The 22,477-nt window shown below is 73.0% G+C and carries 22 protein-coding genes; 9 read left to right on the top strand and 13 right to left on the bottom strand.

Annotation, left to right across the window (positions count from 1 at the left end):
• The first annotated feature begins 36 nt into the window (after window positions 1-36).
• The 3 genes from ACQEUR_RS13810 to ACQEUR_RS13800 all read left to right on the top strand — a co-directional run bounded on the left by ACQEUR_RS13810 (window position 37) and on the right by ACQEUR_RS13800 (window position 2,962).
• A complete protein-coding gene (locus ACQEUR_RS13810; RefSeq protein WP_433030161.1) occupies window positions 37-1,176 on the top strand; it encodes a glycerate kinase family protein in 1,140 nt (379 codons plus the stop codon).
• A gap of 211 nt (window positions 1,177-1,387) precedes the next feature.
• Window positions 1,388-1,756 (top strand): iron-sulfur cluster insertion protein ErpA, encoded by a 369-nt coding sequence (gene erpA / locus ACQEUR_RS13805; protein WP_433030159.1) that lies wholly within the window; start codon window positions 1,388-1,390, stop codon window positions 1,754-1,756.
• 228 nt (window positions 1,757-1,984) lie between these two features.
• Window positions 1,985-2,962: a carbohydrate kinase family protein gene (locus ACQEUR_RS13800; RefSeq protein ID WP_433030157.1), complete on the top strand. Its 978-nt coding sequence runs from the start codon at window positions 1,985-1,987 to the stop codon at window positions 2,960-2,962.
• A 34-nt stretch (window positions 2,963-2,996) separates the two neighbouring features.
• Here ACQEUR_RS13800 and ACQEUR_RS13795 read toward each other — a convergent pair whose 3' ends face one another.
• Both ACQEUR_RS13795 and ACQEUR_RS13790 read right to left on the bottom strand, forming a co-directional pair.
• A complete protein-coding gene (locus tag ACQEUR_RS13795; RefSeq protein ID WP_433030444.1) occupies window positions 2,997-3,284 on the bottom strand; it encodes a sulfurtransferase TusA family protein in 288 nt (95 codons plus the stop codon).
• A gap of 109 nt (window positions 3,285-3,393) precedes the next feature.
• Complete coding sequence (locus ACQEUR_RS13790; RefSeq protein WP_433030155.1) at window positions 3,394-4,572, bottom strand: cysteine desulfurase family protein; 1,179 nt, start codon at window positions 4,570-4,572, stop codon at window positions 3,394-3,396.
• 167 nt (window positions 4,573-4,739) lie between these two features.
• Between ACQEUR_RS13790 and ctaC the strand changes: the two genes are divergently transcribed.
• Together ctaC and ACQEUR_RS13780 are read left to right on the top strand one after the other, a co-directional pair.
• Window positions 4,740-5,711, top strand: coding sequence for an aa3-type cytochrome oxidase subunit II (gene ctaC, locus ACQEUR_RS13785; RefSeq protein ID WP_433030153.1), 972 nt, complete (start codon window positions 4,740-4,742; stop codon window positions 5,709-5,711).
• A gap of 10 nt (window positions 5,712-5,721) precedes the next feature.
• Entirely contained in the window at window positions 5,722-6,147 is a 426-nt protein-coding gene (locus ACQEUR_RS13780) for a cytochrome c oxidase subunit 4 (RefSeq protein ID WP_433030151.1), read from the top strand.
• A gap of 66 nt (window positions 6,148-6,213) precedes the next feature.
• Here the strand turns inward: ACQEUR_RS13780 and ACQEUR_RS13775 are convergent, their stop codons facing one another.
• From ACQEUR_RS13775 to ctaE, 5 genes are all read right to left on the bottom strand, one after another.
• Window positions 6,214-7,767, bottom strand: a complete 1,554-nt coding sequence (locus ACQEUR_RS13775) for a PLP-dependent aminotransferase family protein (protein WP_433030149.1) — start codon at window positions 7,765-7,767, stop codon at window positions 6,214-6,216.
• A gap of 319 nt (window positions 7,768-8,086) precedes the next feature.
• The gene (qcrB, locus tag ACQEUR_RS13770) at window positions 8,087-9,709 is read right to left on the bottom strand and encodes a cytochrome bc1 complex cytochrome b subunit (protein WP_433030147.1); all 1,623 of its coding nucleotides are present in this window, start codon (window positions 9,707-9,709) and stop codon (window positions 8,087-8,089) included.
• Window positions 9,706-10,824, bottom strand: a complete 1,119-nt coding sequence (qcrA, locus tag ACQEUR_RS13765; RefSeq protein ID WP_433030146.1) for a cytochrome bc1 complex Rieske iron-sulfur subunit — start codon at window positions 10,822-10,824, stop codon at window positions 9,706-9,708. Before qcrA ends, qcrB begins: the two co-directional genes overlap by 4 nt.
• Entirely contained in the window at window positions 10,821-11,669 is an 849-nt protein-coding gene (qcrC, locus tag ACQEUR_RS13760; protein ID WP_433030144.1) for a cytochrome bc1 complex diheme cytochrome c subunit, read from the bottom strand. Before qcrC ends, qcrA begins: the two co-directional genes overlap by 4 nt.
• Before the next feature lie 75 nt (window positions 11,670-11,744).
• Entirely contained in the window at window positions 11,745-12,344 is a 600-nt protein-coding gene (ctaE, locus tag ACQEUR_RS13755; RefSeq protein ID WP_433030143.1) for an aa3-type cytochrome oxidase subunit III, read from the bottom strand.
• 109 nt (window positions 12,345-12,453) lie between these two features.
• Between ctaE and ACQEUR_RS13750 the strand changes: the two genes are divergently transcribed.
• From ACQEUR_RS13750 to ACQEUR_RS13735, 4 genes are all read left to right on the top strand, one after another.
• Window positions 12,454-13,407, top strand: coding sequence for a cytochrome c oxidase assembly protein (locus tag ACQEUR_RS13750; RefSeq protein WP_433030141.1), 954 nt, complete (start codon window positions 12,454-12,456; stop codon window positions 13,405-13,407).
• A 125-nt stretch (window positions 13,408-13,532) separates the two neighbouring features.
• Window positions 13,533-13,943, top strand: coding sequence for a hypothetical protein (locus ACQEUR_RS13745; protein WP_433030139.1), 411 nt, complete (start codon window positions 13,533-13,535; stop codon window positions 13,941-13,943).
• 83 nt (window positions 13,944-14,026) lie between these two features.
• On the top strand, window positions 14,027-15,085 hold the full coding sequence (gene trpD, locus ACQEUR_RS13740; RefSeq protein WP_433030137.1) for an anthranilate phosphoribosyltransferase: 1,059 nt from the start codon (window positions 14,027-14,029) through the stop codon (window positions 15,083-15,085).
• 126 nt (window positions 15,086-15,211) lie between these two features.
• Entirely contained in the window at window positions 15,212-15,859 is a 648-nt protein-coding gene (locus tag ACQEUR_RS13735; RefSeq protein WP_433030135.1) for a DUF4142 domain-containing protein, read from the top strand.
• A 112-nt stretch (window positions 15,860-15,971) separates the two neighbouring features.
• On the opposite strand, the gene ACQEUR_RS13730 is transcribed toward ACQEUR_RS13735, so the two are convergent.
• The 6 genes from ACQEUR_RS13730 to ACQEUR_RS13705 form a co-directional block, all read right to left on the bottom strand.
• Entirely contained in the window at window positions 15,972-16,832 is an 861-nt protein-coding gene (locus ACQEUR_RS13730; RefSeq protein WP_433030133.1) for an alpha/beta hydrolase family protein, read from the bottom strand.
• Between the two features lie 46 nt (window positions 16,833-16,878).
• Entirely contained in the window at window positions 16,879-17,166 is a 288-nt protein-coding gene (locus ACQEUR_RS13725) for an Lrp/AsnC family transcriptional regulator (protein WP_433030131.1), read from the bottom strand.
• Window positions 17,167-17,311: 145 nt separating this feature from the next.
• Window positions 17,312-18,196: a nucleotidyltransferase family protein gene (locus tag ACQEUR_RS13720; protein WP_433030129.1), complete on the bottom strand. Its 885-nt coding sequence runs from the start codon at window positions 18,194-18,196 to the stop codon at window positions 17,312-17,314.
• Entirely contained in the window at window positions 18,193-18,717 is a 525-nt protein-coding gene (locus tag ACQEUR_RS13715) for an NUDIX hydrolase (RefSeq protein WP_433030442.1), read from the bottom strand. The genes ACQEUR_RS13720 and ACQEUR_RS13715 overlap by 4 nt, the downstream gene beginning before the upstream one ends.
• 56 nt (window positions 18,718-18,773) lie before the next feature.
• Window positions 18,774-20,555, bottom strand: coding sequence for a RelA/SpoT family protein (locus tag ACQEUR_RS13710; protein ID WP_433030127.1), 1,782 nt, complete (start codon window positions 20,553-20,555; stop codon window positions 18,774-18,776).
• A 152-nt stretch (window positions 20,556-20,707) separates the two neighbouring features.
• Window positions 20,708-22,474, bottom strand: coding sequence for a DEDD exonuclease domain-containing protein (locus ACQEUR_RS13705; protein WP_433030126.1), 1,767 nt, complete (start codon window positions 22,472-22,474; stop codon window positions 20,708-20,710).
• Between the last annotated feature and the right edge of the window lie 3 nt (window positions 22,475-22,477).

The following is a 22,477-nucleotide window of genomic DNA, read 5'->3' as shown; positions in this document are numbered from 1 at the left end:
CGGGCGCACGGATGTGGGCTGCCACACTTGCCGACCATGCGGATCCTGATCTGTCCGGACAAGTTCGCCGGCACCCTCTCCGCACCCGAGGTGGCCGCCGCGGTGGTCGCGGGCTGGCGGGAGAGCGCCCCCGGCGACGAGCTGGTGGTGCGGCCGCTCTCCGACGGTGGACCGGGCTTCGTCGAGGTGCTGGCCACCGCGGTACCGGGCCGTCGGGTGCCGGTGCGCACCGTCGATCCGCTGGGCCGGGCGGTCGACGGCGAGATCCTGCTGACCGCCGACGGCACCACCGGGTACGTGGAGAGCGCCCAGGCGTGCGGCCTGCACCTGTTGGCACCGGACGAGCGGGACCCGAAGCGGACCACCTCGTACGGGTTGGGCGCGCTGGTCGCGGCGGCGGTGGAGTCCGGCGTCCGGCGGGTGGTGATCGGGCTGGGCGGGTCGGCCGTCAACGACGGCGGGGCGGGGCTGCTGGCCGCGTTGAACGCCGCGCCGGTGGACGGGACCGGGCTGGCCCTGCCGTACGGAGGTGCCGCGCTGCTCGCGGCGGACGGGCTGGCCGGGCCGCCGCAGACCCGCGGGGTGGAGCTGGTCGCCGCCACGGACGTGGACAACCCGCTCACCGGCCTGACCGGGGCGTCGAACGTGTACGGGCCGCAGAAGGGCGCCTCCCGCGAGGACGTGCTGCTGCTCGACGCCGCGCTCGAACGTTTCGCCGGGGTGCTGGAGCGGTCCCTGCCGTCCTGTCCGCCCGGACTGGCCGGACTGCCGGGTGCCGGCGCGGCCGGTGGCCTGGGGGCGGCGGTGCTCGCCCTGGGCGGTCACTGCGAGTCGGGCATCGGCCTGGTAAGCCGGCTGATCGACCTGGAGGCCGCGGTGGAGGCGGCGGATCTGGTGATCACCGGCGAGGGTTCGTTCGACCACCAGTCGCTGCGCGGCAAGGTGGTGGCCGGGGTGGCCGGCGCGGCACGGGACCGGGGGCTGCCCTGCGTGGTGCTGGCCGGCCGGGTCAGCGCCGGGCGGCGGGAGGCGGCGGCGGCCGGGGTGACCGAGACGCACAGCCTGGTCGACCACTTCGGCGGTGAGCCGCACGGCGGCGTGGCGCGGGCCATGGCGAACCCGGCCGACGGGCTGCGGGCGCTCGCCGCCCGGCTGGCCGGCCAGTGGAGCCGGTGACCCTCCGCACGCCGTCGGGGAGCCCCCGCCGGCCGGGCGGGTGATCCTCGCCATCCCGTGGGAGTTGCCCGAGCCCGGGTGACCCGCCCGGCATCGACCTACAATCAGATTCAGGCCCGGATTCGGGCAGGCAGATTGGGAATGGCTGGCCGGCGGACTAGCGTTGGCCAGAACGGATATACATCGCACCCGGCGCAGGGGAGATTTTCACGTGACAACGCCAGCGCAGACCGAGTCGACCGCGGGCACCGCCCCGAGCACCATCGTCCTCACCGACGTCGCGGCAGAGAAGGTGAAGGCGCTGATCGAGCAGGAGGGCCGCGACGACCTGCGGCTGCGGGTCGCGGTGCAGCCGGGTGGCTGCTCCGGCCTGCGTTACCAGCTCTTCTTCGACGAGCGCTCGCTCGACGGTGACGTCGTCAACGACTTCGGTGGCGTGGAGGTCGTCGTCGACCGGATGAGCGCGCCCTACCTTGCCGGCGCCAAGATCGACTTTGCCGACCGGATCGACGCCCAGGGCTTCACGATCGACAACCCGAACGCGCAGAACTCCTGCGCGTGCGGCGACTCGTTCCACTGACCGGCGATCCCGGTTCGGGCGATTCCTTCGGCTGAGCGGGTCGCCCGGACGCGGCGGACGCGACGATCATCGTCACGTCCCCACGTCCGGGTGGCCCGCTCTTCCGCGTTCCGGGCGGCCACGAGGTGACGCCCCGGTGGCAGGTACCCGATCGATCGGCGACGGGCGGATGGACGGACCGGTAGGCTGACCCGGCCGCGCTTCCGTCTCATAACCCCGAGGGCCGACATGAAGATCGCCGTCACCGGCTCGATCGCCACCGACCACCTGATGCACTTCCCGGGCCGGTTCGCCGATCAATTCATCGCCGACCAGCTGCACAAGGTCTCGCTCTCCTTCCTCGTCGACGAGTTGGTGCTCCGGCGGGGCGGGGTGGCCGCCAACATCGCCTTCGGCATGGCCCAGCTCGGCCTCAGCCCGGTGCTGCTGGGCGCGGTCGGCGCCGACTTCGAGGACTACCGCTCCTGGTTGGAGCGGCACGGCGTCGACTGCCAGTCCGTGCACGTCAGCGAGGTGGCGCACACCGCCCGGTTCGTCTGCACCACCGACACCGAGATGTGCCAGATCGCCTCGTTCTACGCCGGCGCGATGAGCGAGGCGCGCAACATCGAACTCGCCCCGGTCGCCGACCGCGTCGGAGGCCTCGACCTGGTCGTGGTGGGCGCCAACGACCCGGCCGCGATGCTGCGCCACTCCGAGGAGTGCCGCACCCGGGGGTACGCCTTCGTCGCCGACCCGTCCCAGCAGCTCGCCCGGATGGACGGCGCCGACGTGGTCGGGCTGATCGACGGCGCCGACTACCTGATGACCAACGACTACGAGAAGTCGCTGCTGCAGAGCAAGGCCGGCCTGACCGACGCCCAACTGCTGGAGCGGGTCAAGGTCCGGGTCACCACGCTGGGCAAGGACGGCGTGGAGATCGCCGGCCGGGACGTCGAGCCGTTCCGGGTGCCGATCGCCCGCGAGATCCAGGCCTCCGACCCGACGGGCGTCGGCGACGGCTTCCGGGCCGGCTTCCTCGCCGGACTCTCCTGGGGACTCGACCTGGAGCGGTCGGCCCAGGTCGGCTCGCTCCTCGCCACGCTGGTGCTGGAGACGGTCGGCACCCAGGAGTACGAGGTCCGCGGCGACCTGTTCGTCAAGCGCCTCGCCGAGTCCTACGGCGACGCGGCGGCCGAGGACGTCCGGCCGCACCTCGCCGGCTGAGCCGGAGCGGCCCCGCCTACGACCTCCGCCGGACTCAGTGCGCCCGGCGGATGTCGTACGCGGGGGAGCCGTCGACGGTCGAGGTGCCGACCAGCTCCTGACCCCGCATCCGGCACCAGGCGGGAATGTCGATCGCCGCCGCCGGATCGTCGGCGAGCACCCGGAGCATCCCGCCGACCGGCAGCCCGGTCAGCCGCCGGGCCGCCGCGATGACGGGCAGCGGGCAGCGCTGGCCGAGGCAGTCGACGACCTCGTCCGGCGTGCCGGTCCGCGGCTCACCGCTCTCGTCCTGGCCTTGGTCGTGGTCGCGTAGCCCGGGCACGCGTACGTCCTTCCCACCGGTGGAACCCATCCGGCGATTGTCCGGCCTCGACCGCCCTGCGGCCAACCGCCCCGCCGCCCGGGTCGGTCGCGCCGCGGCGCCGGCCGGGTCAGAGGCCGACCACGCCGGCCTCCGCGCGCAGGTCGGCGACGATCCCCGGCAACTCGGCCAGGAACCGGTCCACCTCGGCGCCGGTGCTGTCCCGGTGCAACGAGACCCGGACGTTGCCGTGCGAGAGCACCCCCATCGCCTCCAGCACGTGCGAGGGGCGCAGCGTGGAGGAGGTGCAGGAGGAACCGGAGGAGACCGCGAAGCCGCGCCGGTCCAGCGCGTGCAGCAGCGCCTCGCCGTCGACGTACAGGCAGGAGAAGGTGACCAGGTGCGGCAGCCGGTCGACCGGATCGCCGACCACCTCCACGTCCGGCACCGTCGTCGACACGGTCGCCCGGATCCGGTCGACCAGCGCGGAGAGCCGGGCGGCCTCGGCGTCCGCCTCGGCGCTCACCGCCCGCAGCGCGGCCGCCGCCGCCACGACCGCCGGCAGGTCCGGCATTCCGGGGGTACGGCCGGCCTCCCGCTCGTCGGCCGGGTAGGGCGACTCCCAGCGGGTGCCCTTGCGCACCACCAGCAGCCCCACCCCGGGCGGCCCACCCCACTTGCGGGCACTCGCCGACAGCACCGACCAGCCCTCCGGCAGCGGCGTCCGGCCCACGGACTGGGCCGCGTCGACGTACAGCGGAACTCCGGCCGCCGCGCAGACCCGGGCCGCCCCGGCCACCGGCTGGGTCGTGCCGACCTCGTGGCTGGCGCTGATCAGTGCGGCCAGCGCCACCCCGGGGGCGCCGACCGCGGCCGACCAGGCGGCCAGGTCGAGCCGACCGGACCGGTCCACCGGCACGGACGTCACGGCACCGCCGGAGGCCGCGTGCCGCTGCGCGGCGTGCAGCACCGCGGAGTGCTCGATCGCCGAGTGCACCAGGGTGGCGCCCACCCGGCGGCGCCCGGCCAGGCCGCCCAGCACCGCGGCGTGCGCCGCCGCCGTACCGCTGGGCGTGAAGGAGAGCTCGTCGGGGCGTACCCGGAGAATCTCGGCGGTGACCGCCCGCGCCGCGTCGAGGAGCTGGCGGGCCCGGCGGGCCTGCGTGTAGAGCCGGCCCGGATCGGCCCAGCCGTCACCCAGTGCGGCGATCATGGCCTGCCGGGCCACGGGGTGCAGCGGGACCGCCGTGGCCGCGTCGAAGTATGCCGGCGTCGCGCCGCCGTCCGGGGTATCCGCTGGTCCGCCCACTCGGAAACGGTAGCGTGAGACGGATCGAGGGGTGTCCCGGCGGCCGGTGACGCCGACCCCAAGGCCGTCCAGCCGGTCCCGGTCGAGTAATCTGCGACCGTCGGTGACGCCTTTGCCGCCGGTGTCGACAAAGCGGACACCGCGGCGCGCTAGGGAGGCAGGACCAGGTGGTCGCAAGGGGTTCGGAGGTACGGCCCTCGGTCGTACGGCACAGCACTCCCCGTGATGCCGTCGGGCGTGGCCCGCGGCCTCCGGCCGGCCGGCTGGCCGGGCTCGGGCTCGGTGGCGCGGTGCTGCTCGTCCTGCTGACCGGCTGTGACGTCGGCAAGGCGGTCGACGGTTTCGGCTGGCCGCAGGGCGGGATCTCGCCGGAGTCCCACCGGATGTACGACCTGTGGATCGGCTCCGCGATCGCCGCGCTGGCGGTCGGCGTCTTCGTCTGGGGCCTGATCTTCTGGTGCGTGATCCGCTACCGCAAGCGCGGCGAGTCGCTGCCCGTGCAGACCCGGTTCAACATGCCGATGGAGTTCCTCTACACCATCGCGCCGATCCTGATCGTCTCCGTGCTCTTCTACTACACGGCGATCGTGCAGACCGGGGTCAACAAGCTGCGGCCCAACCCCGACGTGACGGTCGAGGTCGTCGCCTTCAAGTGGAACTGGCAGTTCAACTACCGGGACCGGCCGGGCGCGGACGCGACGACGCTGGCCTCGACGCTGGGCACCACCGAGGTGATCCCGATCCTGGTCCTGCCGACCGACCGGACCATCCGGTTCGAGGAGACCAGCAAGGACGTCGTGCACTCGTTCTGGGTGCCCGAGCTGCTCTTCAAGCGCGACGTCTTCCCCGGCAACGTCCGCAACGTCTTCGAGGTCTCCGCCCTGAACTCCGAGGGCGCGTACGTCGGCCGCTGCGCGGAGCTGTGCGGCACGTACCACTCGATGATGAACTTCGAGCTGCGGGTGGTCTCCCCGGACCGCTACGACCGGTTCATCGCGGCCAAGCGGGCCGGCCAGTCGACCCAGGACGCGCTGGTCGCCATCGGCGAGGAGCCGCTGGCCCAGACGACGAGGCCGTTCCAGACCCGGCGGAACACCAACAACTTCGGTAACGCGAGCGCCGCCGGCGCGGGAAGCTGAGGCACCGGACATGAAGACTGAGTGGCGTCTGTTCGGCATCGTCTCGATCTTCCTGCTGCTCGCGGGCATCGTCTACGGCTGGTGGACCTGGTACGACAGTGGCGACATCGAGTGGGTCGGCACCGTCGCCCTGGCGCTGTCCTTCCTGCTCACCTCGATGTGCGGCGGCTTCTTCTGGTTCGTCTCCCGCCGGATCGAGCCGCGTCCGGAGGACCGCGCGGACGCGGAGATCGCCGACGGGGCGGGCGAGGTCGGCTTCTTCAGCCCGGGCAGCTACTGGCCGTTCGGCCTGGCCCTGGCCGCCACGGTGGCCGGGCTCGGGCTGGTCTTCTGGCAGTGGTGGCTGATCGCCACCGGCATGGTCGCGGTGATCTTCGGCGCCTGCGGCCTGCTCTTCGAGTACTACTCCGGCACCCGGCGCACCGCCGAGCACTGACCGGGGCCGTACCGGCTCCTCGACGACCCGCTGCCGATCCGGCGGCGGGTCGTCGCGTCGTGGCGGTCAGCGCAACCCGCGCAGCGCGGCGCCGATCGCCGCGACGCCCTCCTCGATCTCCCCGGCGGCGGTGGCGGCGTAGCCGAGGACGAGCCCCGGCCGGTACGGGCGTTGGCAGTGCCAGGACAGCGGCTGCACCTTCACCCCCCGCGCCAGGGCGGCGGCCGCGAGGTCGACGTCGGCGAGGTCGGCGGTGAGGGTCACCATCAGGTGCAGGCCGGCCGCGGCACCGTGCACGACGGTGCCGGGCAGGTGGGTCGCGATCGCCCTGATCATGGTGTCCCGGCGCCGGACGTGCCGTCGGCGCAGCAGCCGTAGGTGGCGTTCCATCCCGCCGGAGCGCATCAGCTCCGCCAGCACCAGCTGTGGCAGCACCGCGTTGCCGAGGTCCGCGTCCCGCTTGGCGGCCACCAGGTCGTCCCGGTATCTGCTCGGCGCGAGCATCCAGCCGATCCGCAGCGCCGGGGCGAGCAGCTTGGAGACGCTCCCGGTGTAGCAGACCCCCTCCGGCAGTACGGCGCGCAGCGCGGGCACCGGCGGCCGGTCGTACCGGTGCTCGGCGTCGTAGTCGTCCTCGACCACCAGTCCGCCCGCCTCCGCCCAGCGGATCAGCGCGCGGCGCCGGTCGCCGCCGAGCACCACCCCGGTCGGGAACTGGTGGGCCGGCGTCACCATCACCGCCGGTGCGCCGCCGCGGGCCAACTCGTCCACCCGCAACCCCGCCGGATCGACCGGGACCGGTGGCGTGTCGAGCCCCCAGTTCCGCAGGTGCTGGCGGGCGCCGAGCGATCCCGGGTCCTCCACCGCCACCTGCCGGATCCCGTCCCGGACGAGCACCCGGGCCAGCAGGGCGAGTGCCTGGGAGACACCGGCGACGATCAGCAACTCGTCCGGGTCGGCGCGGATGCCGCGGAACCGGGCCAGCCAGTCGGCGGCGGCGCTGCGCAGTGCGGCTGCGCCGCGCGGGTCGCCGTACCCGAGGTCGGCGGGCGCCAGCGCGTCGAGGACGGTGCGCTCGGCGCGCAGCCAGGCGGCCCGTGGGAACGCGGCGAGGTCCGGTACGCCGGGGGAGAGGTCGATCCGGGCCGGCGCCGCGCGGAGTGCCTCGAAGATGTCCGTACCCGGTGCGGTGCCGAACAGCATCCCCGGGCCGGACGGGGTCGCGGGGAAGCCGGCCGGGGCCGGTGCGGGGCCGGCGACGGGTCCGGGCGGGCGGGACCGGGGTGCGGTCGGCAGGCCGGCGGCGAGCACCACCGTTCCGCCGCGCCCCCGCCCGGCCACGTGGCCGTCCTCGACCAGCCGCTGGTAGGCCTCGGTGACGACGCCCCGGGACACGCCGAGTTCGCCGGCCAGGACCCGGCTGGCCGGCAGCCGGCTGCCCACCGGGACCCGGCCGTCGGCGATCGCCAGCCGGAGTTGGGCGGCGAGCCAGTCTGCGCGCCCGCCGACCGGCGCGGCGCCGATCTCCAGTTGCAGGAAGTCCGAGCCCGGGGTCGTCACCCGGTGTCCCACCTCCGGGTCCATGGCCCGGTGATCCGCTCCGGCCTTCCCCCTGCCCATCGGGCCATTGTCGCAGCGCGGCCCCGGCCGTTACACCTCCCGCAGGTCCTTCCGGAGTTCGTACGGGTGCGGCATCCGCTGGCCCCGCCTCGTCCGGGCGGCGGCGGTCCGCCGGACCCGGCTCCCAGTGGACCGCGGCGAGTGCGTGGGGTCCGGCCCCATGCCCGCTCAGCGGTTCCGTGCCGGCCGAGGGAGGGCCACCCCGGCTCCCCGCTCTACCCGAAGGCGGGGCGGGGCTTCGCGGCCCGCTGGGCCGGAAAAGAGCGTGGCGCCCGCCGGAACTCCGGCGGGCGCCACGCCCCTTGCTGTCGCGGGTGGGTCAGCGGCTGCCGCCGCTGCCGATCTCCTCGCGCTCGGCACGCGGCTCGACCGGCGGATGGCCGGGCGAGACCGGCGCCTCCACCGGCTTCTCGATCGGGTAGAAGAAGCCCTTGATGGCCGGGCCCAGCGCGCCGAGCCGGTTCATCTTCTTCGGGACCACCCAGCCGACGTACTCCAGCTCGCCGTGGCCGTCCTCACCGGGGGCGGCGAGCGGCTGGTGCACCTCGACGAACCGACCGTCCGGCAGCCGCCGGATGATGCCGGTCTCCACGCCGTGCGCGAGGACCTCCCGGTCGTGCTGCTGGAGACCGAGGCAGATCCGGTAGGTGATGTAGTACGCCAGCGGCGGCACGATGATCAGGCCGATCCGGCCGGCCCAGGTCATCGCGTTCAGGCTGATGAAGAACTTGTCCGCGATCACGTCGTTGGCGCCGGAGAGGGTCAGCACCAGGAAGAACGACACCGCCATCGCACCGAGAGCCGTCCGGCCGGGCACGTCGCGGGGACGCTGCAACAGGTTGTGCATCTCCCGGTCCTTGTTCCGCCGGGCCTCGATGAACGGGTAGAACAGCGGCACCATGGTCAGGATGCCGGGCAGCACCACCGTCGGCCAGAACAGCGGCGGGATCACGTAGCCGTCGCCGATCGGGATGTTGATCTGCCACGGCGGCATGAGCCGGGTCGAGCCGTCGAGGAACATCACGTACCAGTCGGGCTGGCTCGCGGCGGAGACCACACCCGCCTCGTACGGGCCGAACAGCCAGATCGGGTTGATCTGGAAGAGACCGCCCAGCAGCGCGATGACGCCGAAGACGATCATGAAGAAGCCACCCTGCTTGAGCGCGTAGCGCGGGAACATCCGCTCGCCGACCACGTTCGAGTTGGTCCGGCCGGGGCCGGGCCACTGGGTGTGCTTCTGCTTGAAGACCAGGCCGAGGTGGGCGCTGATCAGGGCGACCAGCAGGGCGGGGATCAGCAGCACGTGCGCGATGAAGAACCGGCTGATGATGATGTCGCCGGGGAACTCGCCGCCGAAGACCGCCGCCGACGCCCAGGAGCCGATCACCGGAATGGAGAGGATGATGGCCGAGGCGATCCGCAGGCCGGTGCCGGAGAGCCCGTCGTCCGGGATCGAGTAGCCGGTGAAACCGGCGAGGAAGCCGACCCAGAAGAGCAGGAAGCCGATCATCCAGTTCAGCTCACGCGGCTTGCGGAACGCGCCGGTGAAGAAGACCCGCATCATGTGCACGACGATCGCGGCCATGAACAGCAGCGCCGCCCAGTGGTGCATCTGCCGCATGATCAGGCCGCCGCGGACGTCGAACGAGATGTCCAGGGTCGAGGCGTACGCCGCGGACATGTGGGTGCCGCGCAGCGGCGCGTAGCTGCCGTTGTAGGTGACCTCGGTCAGCGCCGGCTCGAAGAAGAGCGTCAGGTAGACGCCGGTCAGCAGCAGGACGACGAACGAGAAGAGTGCGATCTCGCCCAGCAGGAACGACCAGTGGTCCGGGAAGACCTTGTTGAGCAGGGAACGCAGCGGGGTGTTGACCCCGAGCCGGTCGTCGACCTCGCGGGCCGCCTTGCCCGGCACCGCCGCCATGTCGAACCTACGCCGCTTCACGGCCGCTCCCAGAAGTCTGGCCCGACGGTCTCGGTGAAGTCGGATCTCGCCGCGAAGAAGCCGCCCTCGACCGTGAGGGGCAGTTGCGGCAGGCGCCGGCTAGCGGGGCCGAAGACCGGCCGGGCATTGTCGGTGATGAGAAACTGCGACTGGTGGCACGGGCAGAGCAGCCGGTTGGTCTGCTGCTCGTAGAGGCTGGCCGGGCAGCCGGCGTGCGTGCAGATCTTGGAGTACGCGATGTGGTTGCCCCACATGAAGTCGGGCTTGCCGGCCCGGGCGTTCGCCTCGCGTGCCCGCCGCGCGTCCTCGTCCCGCAGGTGGATCAGCAGTGCCGGGGCGTCGGCGTGCTTGTTGGTGGCGCCGTCCGGGACGCCGGGGAAGACGGTGATCATGCCGCCGGGGCTGACGTCCTCGGGGCGTACCGGGGTGCCGTCGTGGTGGGTCAGCTTGACGAGATGGGTGTTGCCGCCCTCGCTGACCGGCTTCCAGGCGGTGGTGAACATCTGGTTGTTCTTGTGCGGCTGCTGGATCAGGCCGCCGATCAGCGGCGCCGCGGCGACCGCGCCCACCGGAGCCAGGCCGGCGAGCAGCGAGATGCCCAGCAGCGGCCGGCGCCGGATCCCCAGCTCGTCGGACAGGTAGGTCAGCGTCCCGCCGGTGATTTTGCGCTCCTCGTCGGAGGCCGGCTCGTCGTGGCGGGCCTGGATCGAGACCTCCTTGGGCAGCAGCTTCTTGCCCCAGGCGAGGATGCCGAAGCCGATCAGGAGCAGCGCGAGCCCGAGGGTCAGCCCGAGGATCGGGGTGTAGTACTTGGGCGCGCCGTTGCCGGGCTCGTACTTCCAGGGCCACCAGATGTAGGCCGCCAGGAAGGCCGTCGAGAAGAGACCCACCAGGAGGAACATCAACGCGATGGTCCGGGTCAGCCGGCGCTCGGCCCGGGTGCCCGGCACCGGGAACTGCGCCTCGTAGTGGACGATCTCGATGTCGTCCCGGCGGGCGCCCTCCCGGACGATGTCGAAGTCCGAGATGTTGGGGTCGTTGACGTCGAGGGGCTCCCGGGTCTTCCCATGGGCCCGTTCCTGCCGGTCGTGTTCCGTTTCGTGTGCCGTGCTCATGACTTACCCGCAATCCACAGCGAGGCGAAGACCAGCGCCACGATGCCGATCAGGAAGACCGCCAGACCCTCCGTCGACGGGCCGTAGCGACCGAGGTTGAGACCGCCCGGGTCCTTGTCCTTGGCCAGGGTCTCCTGGACGTACGCGATGATGTCGGCCTTCTGGTCGGGCCGGAGCTGGTTGTCGCCGAAGACGGGCATGTTCTGCGGGCCGGTCAGCATCGCGGCGTAGATCTGCCGGTCGCTGGCGGGCCGCAGGTTGGGGGCGAACTTGCCCGAGGAGAGCGCACCGCCGCCGCCGCCGAAGGCGTGGCAGGAGGAGCAGTTGATCCGGAAGAGCCGGCCGCCCTCCGCGACGTCGCCCTGGGAGTGCAGGTCGTCGCCGGCCGGCACCTGCGGGCCGCCGCCCAGCTCCTGGACGTACTCGCCGAGCTGCCGGGCCTGGTCGTCGTTGAAGACCGGAGGCTTCCGCTCGGCCTGGGCCTCCTGCCGGGCCAGCGGCATCCGACCCGTGGTGACCTGGAACTCGACCGAGGCCGCGCCGACGCCGATCAGGCTCGGCCCGCGCCCCTCGATGCCCTGGGCGTTGCGGCCGTGACAGCTCACGCAGCTGGTGTCGAAGAGCGCCTTGCCCTCCTGCGCGCCCCCGCTCAGCTGGGGGGTGTCCTGCGCCTGGAGGCCCGGCGCGAAGACGGTGTAGGCGCCGCCGGCCAGGATCAGCGCGGCCAGCAGCCGGACCGTGGCGCCCAGCCGTCGACGGGCCTTGCCGCGCGGCGTCGACCGCGCGCGGCGCAGCCGCGAGAGCAGACCGCGTGAGCGGTCGCCGCCGGGGGTGTCAGAAGTCATGGCCTGTGTCCTTAAACGGTTTCTCGACCTTGTGTCAGGGACGGGGCAGCGGGGCGGAACGTGACAGCGCCAAGATCACTGAAGCCAGTAGATCATGCCGTAAAGGGCGATCCAGACCACATCGACGAAGTGCCAGTAGTAGGACACGACGATCGCGGAGGTGGCCTGCGCCGGGGTGAACCGGCCCATCGTGGTCCGGATCATGAAGATGATGAAGGCGATCAGACCGCCGGTCACGTGCAGCGCGTGGAAGCCGGTGGTCAGGTAGAACACCGACCCGTACCCGTCCTCGTTGATCTTCACGCCGTGGTGCACGAGCTCCCGGTACTCGTTCAGCTGGCCGAGCACGAAGACCAGGCCCATCACGAAGGTGACGGTGAACCAGCGGCGGAGCGAGTGCACGTCCCCCCGCTCGGCGGCGAACACCCCGAGCTGGCAGGTGACCGAGGAGAGCACCAGGATCACCGTGAAGGTGGTCGCGTACGGCACGTTGAGCACCTCGGTGTGCTTCTCCCACTGGTCGGGCGCCGCCGCCCGGATGGAGAAGTACATCGCGAACAGCGCCGCGAAGAACATGAGTTCGCTGGAGAGCCACACGATCGTGCCCACACTGACCATGTTCGGTCGGGTCAGCGAGTGGATCCGGCTCTTGTCAATGGCTGAGGCCGCAGTCACGCCGTCATTATTGCCCGCGAGCCGCATCGGCCATCGTCGGGGTGGCCCAACTGCCTCGTCGGACGGGGTCGCGTGCCCCGCCCGGTTCACCTGGCCTAGCCTGAAAAGCGTGCTCCAGGTCGATCCCGTTGTCACGTCCGCCCCGGCCACGGCGCCGGCCGCCCTGACCGCCACCGGCTCGGCGCCGCCGCCGTTCACCGTCTCGTCGATCTTCACCGAGAGCACGCTGAACAGCTGGCTGGCCGTCGGTCTGGTGATCGCCGCCGCCTGCTACCTCTACGGCGTGCACCGGCTGCGGGTCCGCGGCGACCACTGGCCGGTGGCCCGCACCCTGCTCTTCCTCGGCCCCGGACTCGGCGGGATCGCGTCGGTGACGCTGAGCGGGCTGGGCGCCTACGACACCACCCTGCTGTCGGTGCACATGGTCCAGCACATGGTGCTCTCCATGGTGGCGCCGATCTTCCTGGCGCTGGGCGCGCCGGTCACGCTGGCCCTGCGTACGCTCACCGGCGCCCCCCGCCGCCGGCTGCTCGCCGTGGTGCACAGCCGGGTGGCGCGGGTCTTCTCGTTTCCGCTCCTCGCGTACGCGATCTTCGTGGTGAACCCGTTCGTGTTGTATTTCACCGGGCTCTACCGGGTGACCCTGGAGCACCCGTTCGCGCACGAGATGGTGCACGCGCACTTCATCCTCACCGGCTGCCTCTTCTTCTGGCCCCTGGTCGGGCTGGACCCGCTGCCGGGCCGGTGGCCGTACCCGGCCCGCGCCCTGCTGATGGTGCTCTCGGTGCCGTTCCACACCGTGCTGGGGCTCACGATCATGCAGAGCACCACCCTGTTCGGCGGCGACTGGTACCCGTCGCTGGCGCTGGACTGGGCCGACCCCTGGAACGACCAGAAGGTCGCCGGCGGGATCCTCTGGGCCGGCGGCGAGTTCGTCAGCATCACCATGATCGCGGTACTGGTGGTGCAGTGGATCCGCCAGTCCGAGCGGGAGGCCCGGCGGGTGGACCGCGAGCTGGACCGCCAGGAGGCCCGGGAACGCGCGGCCGGCACCTCCGCCTGACCCGCCGGCCGGACCGGTCGTCCCGGGATGCGGGCCGGGGTGGACCCGGGGGCGGGCGGGCCGGGAGGGCGGCGGTGGGGACCGGTACGATCGGCGGGCAGCTACGAGGTGGGAGCCAGCGACCGATGACCGATCGTCAGTACACCGTCCTGCTCTACAGCGACGACCCGGAGGTCCGGGACCGGATGCGGCTCGCCGTCGGCACCCGGCCGGCCGGCGACCTGACCGTCGAGTTCGTCGAGGCGTCCGACTACGCCGAGTGCGTCCGGCTGGTCGACGACTACGAGATCGACCTGCTGCTGCTCGACGGTGAGGCCAGCCCCGGCGGCGGTCTGGGCATCGCCCGGCAGATCAAGGACGAGCGGGAGGACGCGCCGCCGACCTGCGTGGTGATCGCCCGGGCCGCGGACCGGTGGCTCGCCGCGTACGCGCAGGTCGACGCCACTCTGGTGCATCCGCTCGACCCGGTGACCACCGGCCGGACCGTGGCCGCGCTGCTGCACGCCCGGGCCAACGGCGCGAGCGCCCTGCGCTGACCGGACGGGCCGGCGCCGTCCGGCCCCTCCGCCGCACCACCGCCGCATCCGCACACCGCACCCGCCCCGCTCGGGAGGCCAGCATGGGGGAACGGACCTGGCCCAATCTCCTCACCGCGCTGTTGCGCGCCGAGGAGCTCTCCACCGCCGACACCGCCTGGGCGATGGGGGAGATCATGTCCGGGGTGGCGACCCCGGCCCAGATCGCCGGCTTCGCCATGGCGCTGCGGGCCAAGGGGGAGACCCCGGCGGAGCTGGCCGGGCTGGTCGAGGCGATGCTCGGCAAGGCCACCCTGGTGGAGCTGCCGGACGCGCTGCGGGCCAGCGCCGTCGACGTGGTGGGCACCGGCGGTGACCGCGCCCACACGGTGAACATCTCGACGATGACGGCGATGGTGGTGGCCGGCGCCGGGGTACGGGTCGTCAAGCACGGCAACCGGGCCGCCTCCTCGTCCTGTGGCGCCGCCGACCTGCTGGAGTACCTGGGCATCCCGCTCGACCTCGGTCCGGCCGGGGTCGCCCGGTGCGTCACCGAGGCCGGCATCGGGTTCTGCTTCGCCGCCCGGTTCCACCCCGGGATGCGGCACACCGCGGTGCCCCGGCGGGAGCTCGGCGTGCCGACCGTCTTCAACTTCCTCGGTCCGTTGACCAACCCGGGCCGGCCCCGGGCCGGTGCGGTGGGCTGTTTCGATCCCCGGATGGCCGAGGTGGTGGCCGAGGTCTTCGCCGGTCGCGGCGACTCGGTGCTGGTGATGCGGGGCGAGGACGGGCTCGACGAGTTCAGCACGGCCGCGCCGACCCGGCTGTGGATCGCCCATCAGGGCCGGGTCACCGAGACCACGGTCGACACCACCGATCTCGGGCTGCCCCGGTCGGCCCCCGGCGACCTGCGCGGCGGTGACCCGGCGTTCAACGCCGACGTGACCCGCCGGCTGCTCGCCGGTGAGCCCGGACCGGTCCGGGACGCGGTGCTGGTCAACGCGGCGGCGGCGCTGGTCGCGCAGAGCGGCCTCGCCGGCGACCTGCTGCCGGAGCTGAGCGCCGGTCTGCGCCGGGCGGCCGAGTCCATCGACTCCGGCGCCGCGGCGCGGGTCCTCGACACCTGGATCGACGTCTCCCAGGCGGCGAAGGCCGCCGAGTAGGTCTTCCCCGCCGGCCGGCGGACAAACCGAGGGTCGCGGCCCGTCGCTGCCGCCGGACCCCACCGGCCCGAGTGTCCGCCGGTCAACCGGGTACCCCCGAAGTTCAACGACAGAGGGGGGAACAACATGTTGGGCGTCAAACGCCTGGGTGTGCTGGTCTCGATGGTGGTGATCGGGCTCGTACCCGCCGGAGCCGCGTACAGCGCCGTCGCGGCGCCGTCCGCGACACCGTCGGCGGCGTTGTCCGCGCAGGACAAGCAGTTCCTGCAGTCGATCCACCAGTCGAACCTCGCGGAGATCGCCACCAGCAACCTGGCCCAGCAGAAGTCGGCGAACCAGGAGCTGAAGCAGCTCGCCACGCGGTTGGTCACGGACCACACCCAACTGGACCAGCGGGTGCAGAGTGTGGCCTCGTCGGCCAATCTGGCCCTGCCGAACAAGCCGACCAACGAGCAACAGGCGGTCATGAACCAGCTGCAGAACGTCAACGGTGCCGACTTCGACACACAGTGGGTGACGGCCCAGTTGACCGCGCACACGCAGGCGATGCAGCTCGTACAGGCCGAACTGACGCAGGGCTCGGACCCGTCGGCCAAGCAGGTCGCCCAGCAGGCGGCGCCGGTGCTCCAGGCGCATCACCATGCGCTGGTGGCGCTGGCCCAGAACCTGGGTGTGCCGATCCCGGGTGGCACGACCGTGGCGCCGAGTCCGGGGGGCAGCTCCGCCCCGGCACCCAGCGGTACGGCGGGCACGCCCGGCCCGACCCGTAGCTAGGGCGCTCCGGCGGGGGCGTCATGATCGTCAGCCGTGCACCGATGGATCCGGACCGTGATCCACCGGTGGCGGACCGAGGATCATGGCGCGCCCGGCCCCGCCGGCCGACGGGTCAGCCGGCGCGGAGTCGCGCGGCGAACGACGCGACCCGGGCGGCGATCGGGGCCGATGCCCGTACCCAGGTGAAATGGTCCAGCCGGAGGCCCGCCTCGGCCGCCGTGTACCGCTCCCGCCGCACCGCGGCGGCGGTCAGCTTGGCGCAGAGGCGGTCGAGGGTCTGCTCCGGGGTGAGCTGGTCGTGCTCGACGCTGATCGCCAGCACGGGCGTGCGTACCGTCCGCACCGCGGCCTCGGCGTCGACGCCGTCCAGCCGGGGGAACCGGCCGGTCCGGATGGTGTACGCCCAGTCCCGCATCACCCCGCGCGCCTGCCGGCCGCCGAAGCCCCAGCCGGGCCAACTGCCCAGCACGGCCGCCACGCCACGGATGAACTCCGCGGCCGGCCGTACCAGGTGGCGCCGCCATCCCGGATAGGACCGCCAGTGCGGCATCCCGGCGGCCACCAGCACCAGCCCGTCGACCGGCTGCCCGCCCAGCGCGAGGTGCAGCAGGGCGGCCTGCCCGCCGAGCGAGTGCCCGAGCAGCAGCGTGGTGCGGTCCCCGATCCGGTCCTTCAGGCTCTCCAGCACCGCGCCGACATCGCCGACCAGCTCCGGATAGCCGTACCGGGAGACCCGGCTCGCCGGCGGGGTGCTCGCCCCGGTGCCGCGCAGGTCGACCACGACCACGGCGAGGCCGGCGGCCCGCAGCTCGGCGACGAACGGCTGGTAGTAGCCGGCCCGGACGCCCATCGCCGGCCAGAGCAGCACCAGCGGCGCCTCCGGCGTCCCGGTCGGCTCCGGATAGCTCCGCAGTCCGATCCGGTCGTCGCCGCGCTCCACGAAGGACTGCTGGTAGCCGGGCGTCGCGGTCATCCGGCGAGCGTACCGGCGGCGGTTACCGGTGGGTAGACAGGCGCGCTCAGTCGGAGTCGGCGAGGCCGATCGCGAACGCCTGCTCCAGGTCGTGCTGCGAGTACGCCCGGAAGGCGATGTGCGACTCGGTGCCGAGCACCCCGGGCACCTTGGAGATGCCCCCGGCGATCACCTCGGCGATCTGGTCGAACTCGCGTACCCGGACCATGGCGATCAGGTCCACGTGCCCGGCGACCGAGTAGACCTCGCTGACGCCGGGCAGCGCGGCCAGCGCCTCGGCCACCTCGGGGATCGAGTCGGTGGCGCAGTCGATCAGGACGATCGCGGTGATCACCGGTGGACTCCTCTCGTCGACGTTGGGCCGCCGGTCGCCCGGCCGCCGTACGGGCTCCGGGCCGGTGCTCGTCCGGGCGCCGGGGCGCCCCGCTCATGCTAGAGGTCGCACCGCCCCGGCCTGACACGTACCGCCGCCGCCGGGATCAGTTCGCCGCCGCCACGGTCAGCGTGCGGCCCACCCGCACCGCGTCGGTCAGCCGCTCCTCCGCCTCGACCACGCCGCCGGGCCAGACCACGACCCGGCCGACCGAACCGCGTACCAGGGCACCGGCGCCGATCACCGCGCGCTCGTACCGGCCGGTCACCGTCGCGGTGCGGTGCACCAGGCTGCCGCCGCCCGCGGCGTGCAGGTTGGCCGCCAGGTAGTCGCCGGGGGTGCCGGTGTCGAGGAAGGTGCCCCGGTAGTCGACCACCTCCAGTTCGCCGGCCGCCTCCGCCGGGCGCCACACCGTCCGGACCAGCTCGGACACCTCCACCGGCAGGTCGCGTACCCGGGCCCAGGGCAGCAACGAGAAGCCGGCGAAGCGGTGTCCTCCGAAGGTGTCCGGCTCCGCCGGGTCCTGGGCCGGCCGGCCGAGCAGCCGTACCGTCCGGCCGTCCCATCCGGCGAGCAGGGCGGCGATGTCCGGGCCGGGCGGTAGGGCGGGGTCGCTCAGGTAGGCGTCCGCGTTGCCGACCAGTACGTCGCGGCCGTCGATCCAGTCCCGCAGGTGCGCCAGCCCGCCGGAGGTGCCGAGCGGGTCCCCGGGCTCCACCGAGAGCCACGCCCGGGCACCGACGTGCCGGACCACCTGGTCACCCAGGTAACAGGCGTTCACCGCCACCGTCGCCGGGCCGGCGAAGCCGAGCCCGCGGAGCCGGTCGAGCGCCCGGTCCAGCAGCGCCACGTTCCCCACCGGGCAGAGCGCCTTGGGCAGATGCTCGGTGAGCGGGCGCAGCCGGCGGCCCTCCCCGGCGGCCAGTACGACCGCGCAGATCCCACCGCGGGCCGGAGTGGGGCCGGCGGTCGGGCCGCGGCCGGCGGTCACGTCGACCGGTCCGGGCCGGTGTCGGCGAGCGGACCGATCCCGTAGTGGGCGAGGAGCCGGGCGGTCGCGGTGGAGAGCCGGGGCAGCTCGTCCAGCCGGTGCCAGGCGGCCTCGTACACCTCGGCGCCGTCGACGACGAGTTCGGTGGTCGACGCCGGGACGGAGACCTCGAAGACCATGTCCACCCAGCCCTTGAGGTGCACGACCGCGTTCGGCACGGCCGGCCGTAGCCGCTCCGGCGGCAGGTCGATGCCGCTCTCCTCGTGCAGCTCGCGGGCCGCGCCGACCACCGGGCTCTCACCGCGTTGCAGCAGGCCGGCCGGGAGCGTCCAGCCGCGGCCGGGGGGTTGGCGCAGCAGCAGCAGCCGGCCGGGCTCCGCCGCCTCGGCGTCGCGGACCAGCGTGACGGCGCCGACGATGTACTTCGGCACGGCCATCCGGACCAACCGGCGACGCACCCCGAGCGGAAGCCGGTAGAAGACCTTGTAGCCGAGGGCACGCGTCGGCGAGCGGCGGGTGATCACAAAACCAGGCTAGAGGGCGTACGCCCGCGGCGCGTGCTCCGGGGCCGGCGGTCTCATTCCTGGTGGTCCACCATGGCGATGAGCTGCTCCACCACCGCGTCCGGCTCGACCGCCCGGTCGACCACCGCCACCAGCAGGGTCTCCAGGTCGGGGTAGCCCTGCTCCTCGGCGAGCCGACGCAGCGGCAGGTCGCTGGCGAGTCCCCGGTTGTGCTTGCGCAGGGTCAGCCCGATGGTGGCCCGGCCCAACCGGACCTTGTCCGAGATGGAGATTCCCGGCTCCTGGTGGTCGGCGAACCAGCGGTTGATCTGCATCTGTGCCTGCGGCGACTTGACGAAGCCGAGCCACTCCCGGCGGGGCCCGGGCGGGGCGACCGCCAGGTCGAACTCGCTGTGCGCGTCGGTCTCGCTGAAGATCTCCACCACGTCGCCCTCGTCCAGCTCCGACGAGAGGGGGGCGAGCCGGCCGTTGATCTTCGCGGCGAGGCAGTGGTCGCCCCGGTCCGGGCCCAGCTCGTACGCCAGGTCGACCGGCGTGGAGCCGGCGGGCAGGACCACGGTCCGGCCCTCGGCGAAGACCTGGATCTGGGCCTCGGCGAGGTCACAGCGCAGCGACGCCAGGAACTGTGCCGGGTCGGTGGTGTCGGGCTCCCAGTGGAGTACCCGGCGGAGCCAGTCGAGCTGTTTGGTGTTGGTCGCGGCGTTGACCCCGGGCTTGGGGAACCGGAAGTCGGCGGCGATGCCGTACTCGGCGGACCGGTCCATCGACTTGGTGCGGATCAGCACCTCCAGGGTCCGCTCGCCCGGACCGATCACCGTGGTGTGCAGGGACCGGTAGAGGTTGTTCTTCGGGGCGGCGATGAAGTCCTTGAACCGGCCGGCGACCGGGCGCCAGAGCCCGTGGATCGAGCCGAGCGCGGCGTAGCAGTCGGTGTCCGGGCCGTCCACCACGATCGCGATGCGGGGCAGGTCGAAGGGGCTCAGGTGCTCCCCGGCGACCGTGTCCTTCCAGATCGAGTAGTAGTGCCGGGGCCGGTGTTTGACCTCGGCCACGATCTTGTCCCGCCGGAGCACGACCCGGACCTGGCTCACCACGTCGGCGTGGTACGCGGCCCAGTCCGGGCGGTTCCGGACGTGCTCGTCGATCCGCTGGTACGCCTCCGGCTCCAGGTGGCGCAGCACCACGTCGTCGAGGTCGCGCTTGAGGGCCTGGATGCCGAGCCGGTCGCAGAGCGGCACCAGCACCTCCTGGGTGGCCCGCGCGATCCGGGCCCGGGAGGCGGCGGAGCGGGCGTCCAGGGTGCGCATGTTGTGCAGCCGGTCGGCGACCTTGATGATCAGCACCCGGACGTCCTTGCCGGCGGCGATGATCATCTTGCGGATCGTCTCGGCCTCGGCCGCCTTGCCGTAGAACGCCTTGTCGAACTTGGTCACCCCGTCGACCAGGTGGGCCACCTCGGGGCCGAAGTCGCCGGTCAGCGCCTGCAGCGTGTAGCGGGTGTCCTCCACGGTGTCGTGCAGCAGCGCGGCGACCAGGGTCACCGTGTCCATGCCCAGCTCGGCGCAGATCTGGGCGACCGCCAGCGGATGGGTGATGTAGGCGTCGCCGCTCTTGCGGAACTGCCCCCGGTGCATGCTCTCCGCGATGGCGTAGCCGCGGCGCAGCACCGCGATGTCGGCGCTGGGGTGGATGCTCCGGTGGGTCCGGGCCAGCCGGGTGACCGGATCGTCCTCAGCGGACGGCCAGGACAGGAACGAGCGCAGGCGTCCGCTCAGCGTGATCTCGGTCGCGCGGGCGCCTCCGAGGGCGGCGCCGTGTCCGGCGTCGACATCCACGCGGAGACACCTCCTTACACTCGCCGCCCGGGCCCGGCGCCGGCTCCGCGTGACCGCGCGGGGGCACGGCAGGGGAGCAAGCCCCGAAATCGGGCAGGACTGCACTTCTCTAACAGCGTAAGGGAGTGTAGGTCGTCCGATCGGTCACTTGCTTATGTGCGTTCGGTCGGGAGTTGCGCGGCGGCGGCCGCCTCGGCCCGGACGAGCAGGTCACGGAACCGGCCGGCCCCCCTCGCCGGGGATGCCCAACCGGCCGAGGTCTCCACCAACCGCGTGTCGGGCCGCTCCAACCAGGACAGGATGCGTTCGGACTCCTCCGCCGAGGCGTTCGGCACCGGACCGTGGCCGGGCAGCACCGTCTCGGCGGTGGCCCGGACCAGGTCGAGGACCGGCCGGGGGTGTACGCCGGGCGGGGCGGTGCCGGCACCGGCGAGCCGCCCGTGGCGGATCACGGCCAGCTCCCAGCCGCCGTCGGCGCTCCGGCGGGCGGCGCTCAGCTCGGCGATCCGGGTCAGCCCGACCAGGCGCTGCATCCGCAGGGTGGCCCGGAGCACCGCGACCAGCCGGCCGCGTACCGCCGCCGCCTCCTCGTAGCGCTCGGCCCCGGAGAGCGTCTCGATCCGGGCCAGCAGGGCGTCCACCACCACCTGCGGGTCGTCCACCATGGCGGCCCGGACCGGGGCCACCGCGCGCCGCTCGTACTCCGGAACGGAGATCCGGTGCTCGCAGGGCGCCGGGCAGCGGCCCAGCTCGGCCAGCGCGCAGGCCGGCGTGGTGGTCCGGACCGAGAGCCGGTGGGTGCACTGGCGCAGCGGCACCGCCTCGTGCACCGCCGCCGCGGCCAGCTCGGCGCCCCGCCGCGAACTGAACGGGCCGAGGTAGGCCTCGTCCTCCGGGCCGAGCACGCGGACCACCGACAACCGGGGGTACGGCTCCGGGGTCAGCTTGAGCCACACCATCCGCTCCGGGAACTTCGACCGCCGGTTGTACGGCGGCGCGTGCGCGCCGATCAGCCGCAGCTCGCGCACCTCGGCCTCCAGGGCGTGGGCGCACTCGACGGCCTCCACCCGTTCGGCGGCGGCCAGCATCTCGGAGATCCGGGCCCGCTTCTCCGCCGCCGTGAAGTAGCTCCGCACCCGGGTGGCGATGTCGCCGGAGGTGCCGACGTAGAGCGGACGGTCGTCGGCGGCCCGGAAGATGTAGACCCCGGGCACCCGGGGCAGCCCGTCGGCGAGGTGCCGCTTGCGCCGCTGGGTCGGGCTGATCGCCTTGGCGAACTCGATCGCGTCGCCGAGCGTCTCCACCCGGTGCCCGCCCAGCCGGGCGATCAGGCCGTGCAGCACGTCCACGGTCGCCTTCGCGTCGTCCAGGGCGCGGTGCGTCGGCTGGTGCGGGGTCCGGAAGTATGCCGCGAGGGTGCCGAGCTTGCGGTTGGGGACCTCGTCGCGGGTCAGCACCCGGCGGGCCAGCGCCGCCGTGTCCAGCACCCGCGGGTTGGGCCAGTCGTAACCGTGCCGGGCGCAGGCCGCCTTGAGGAACCCGACATCGTACGGAGCGTTGTGCGCGACCAGCACCGCGTCGCGGAGGAACTCCAGGAAGCTCGGCAGCACCTCCTCGATCGGCGGCGCGGGGTGCAGCATCGCCTGGGTGATCCCGGTCAGCACGGTGATGAACGGCGGGATCGGCTCGCCCGGGTTGACCAGGGTGGCCAGCACCCCCAGCTCCTCCCCGCCGCGCACCTTGACCGCGCCGATCTCGGTGATCCCGCCACCGTCCGGGGCGCCCCCGGTGGTCTCCAGGTCGACGACGACGAACGTGGTCCGGTGCAGCGGCAGCGCCGCGGCGGGCCAGCCGCCCGCCGGAGGCTCGCCGTCCGGCAGGCCGTCCAGCGTGCCCTGGACGTAGAGAGGTTGCGCCACGCC

The organism is Plantactinospora sp. CA-290183 (genome assembly GCF_050936375.1).
GTDB lineage: Bacteria > Actinomycetota > Actinomycetes > Mycobacteriales > Micromonosporaceae > Plantactinospora.
The sequence above is the reverse complement of the archived record's forward strand: the minus strand, read 5'-3'. Positions and strand labels throughout refer to the sequence as shown.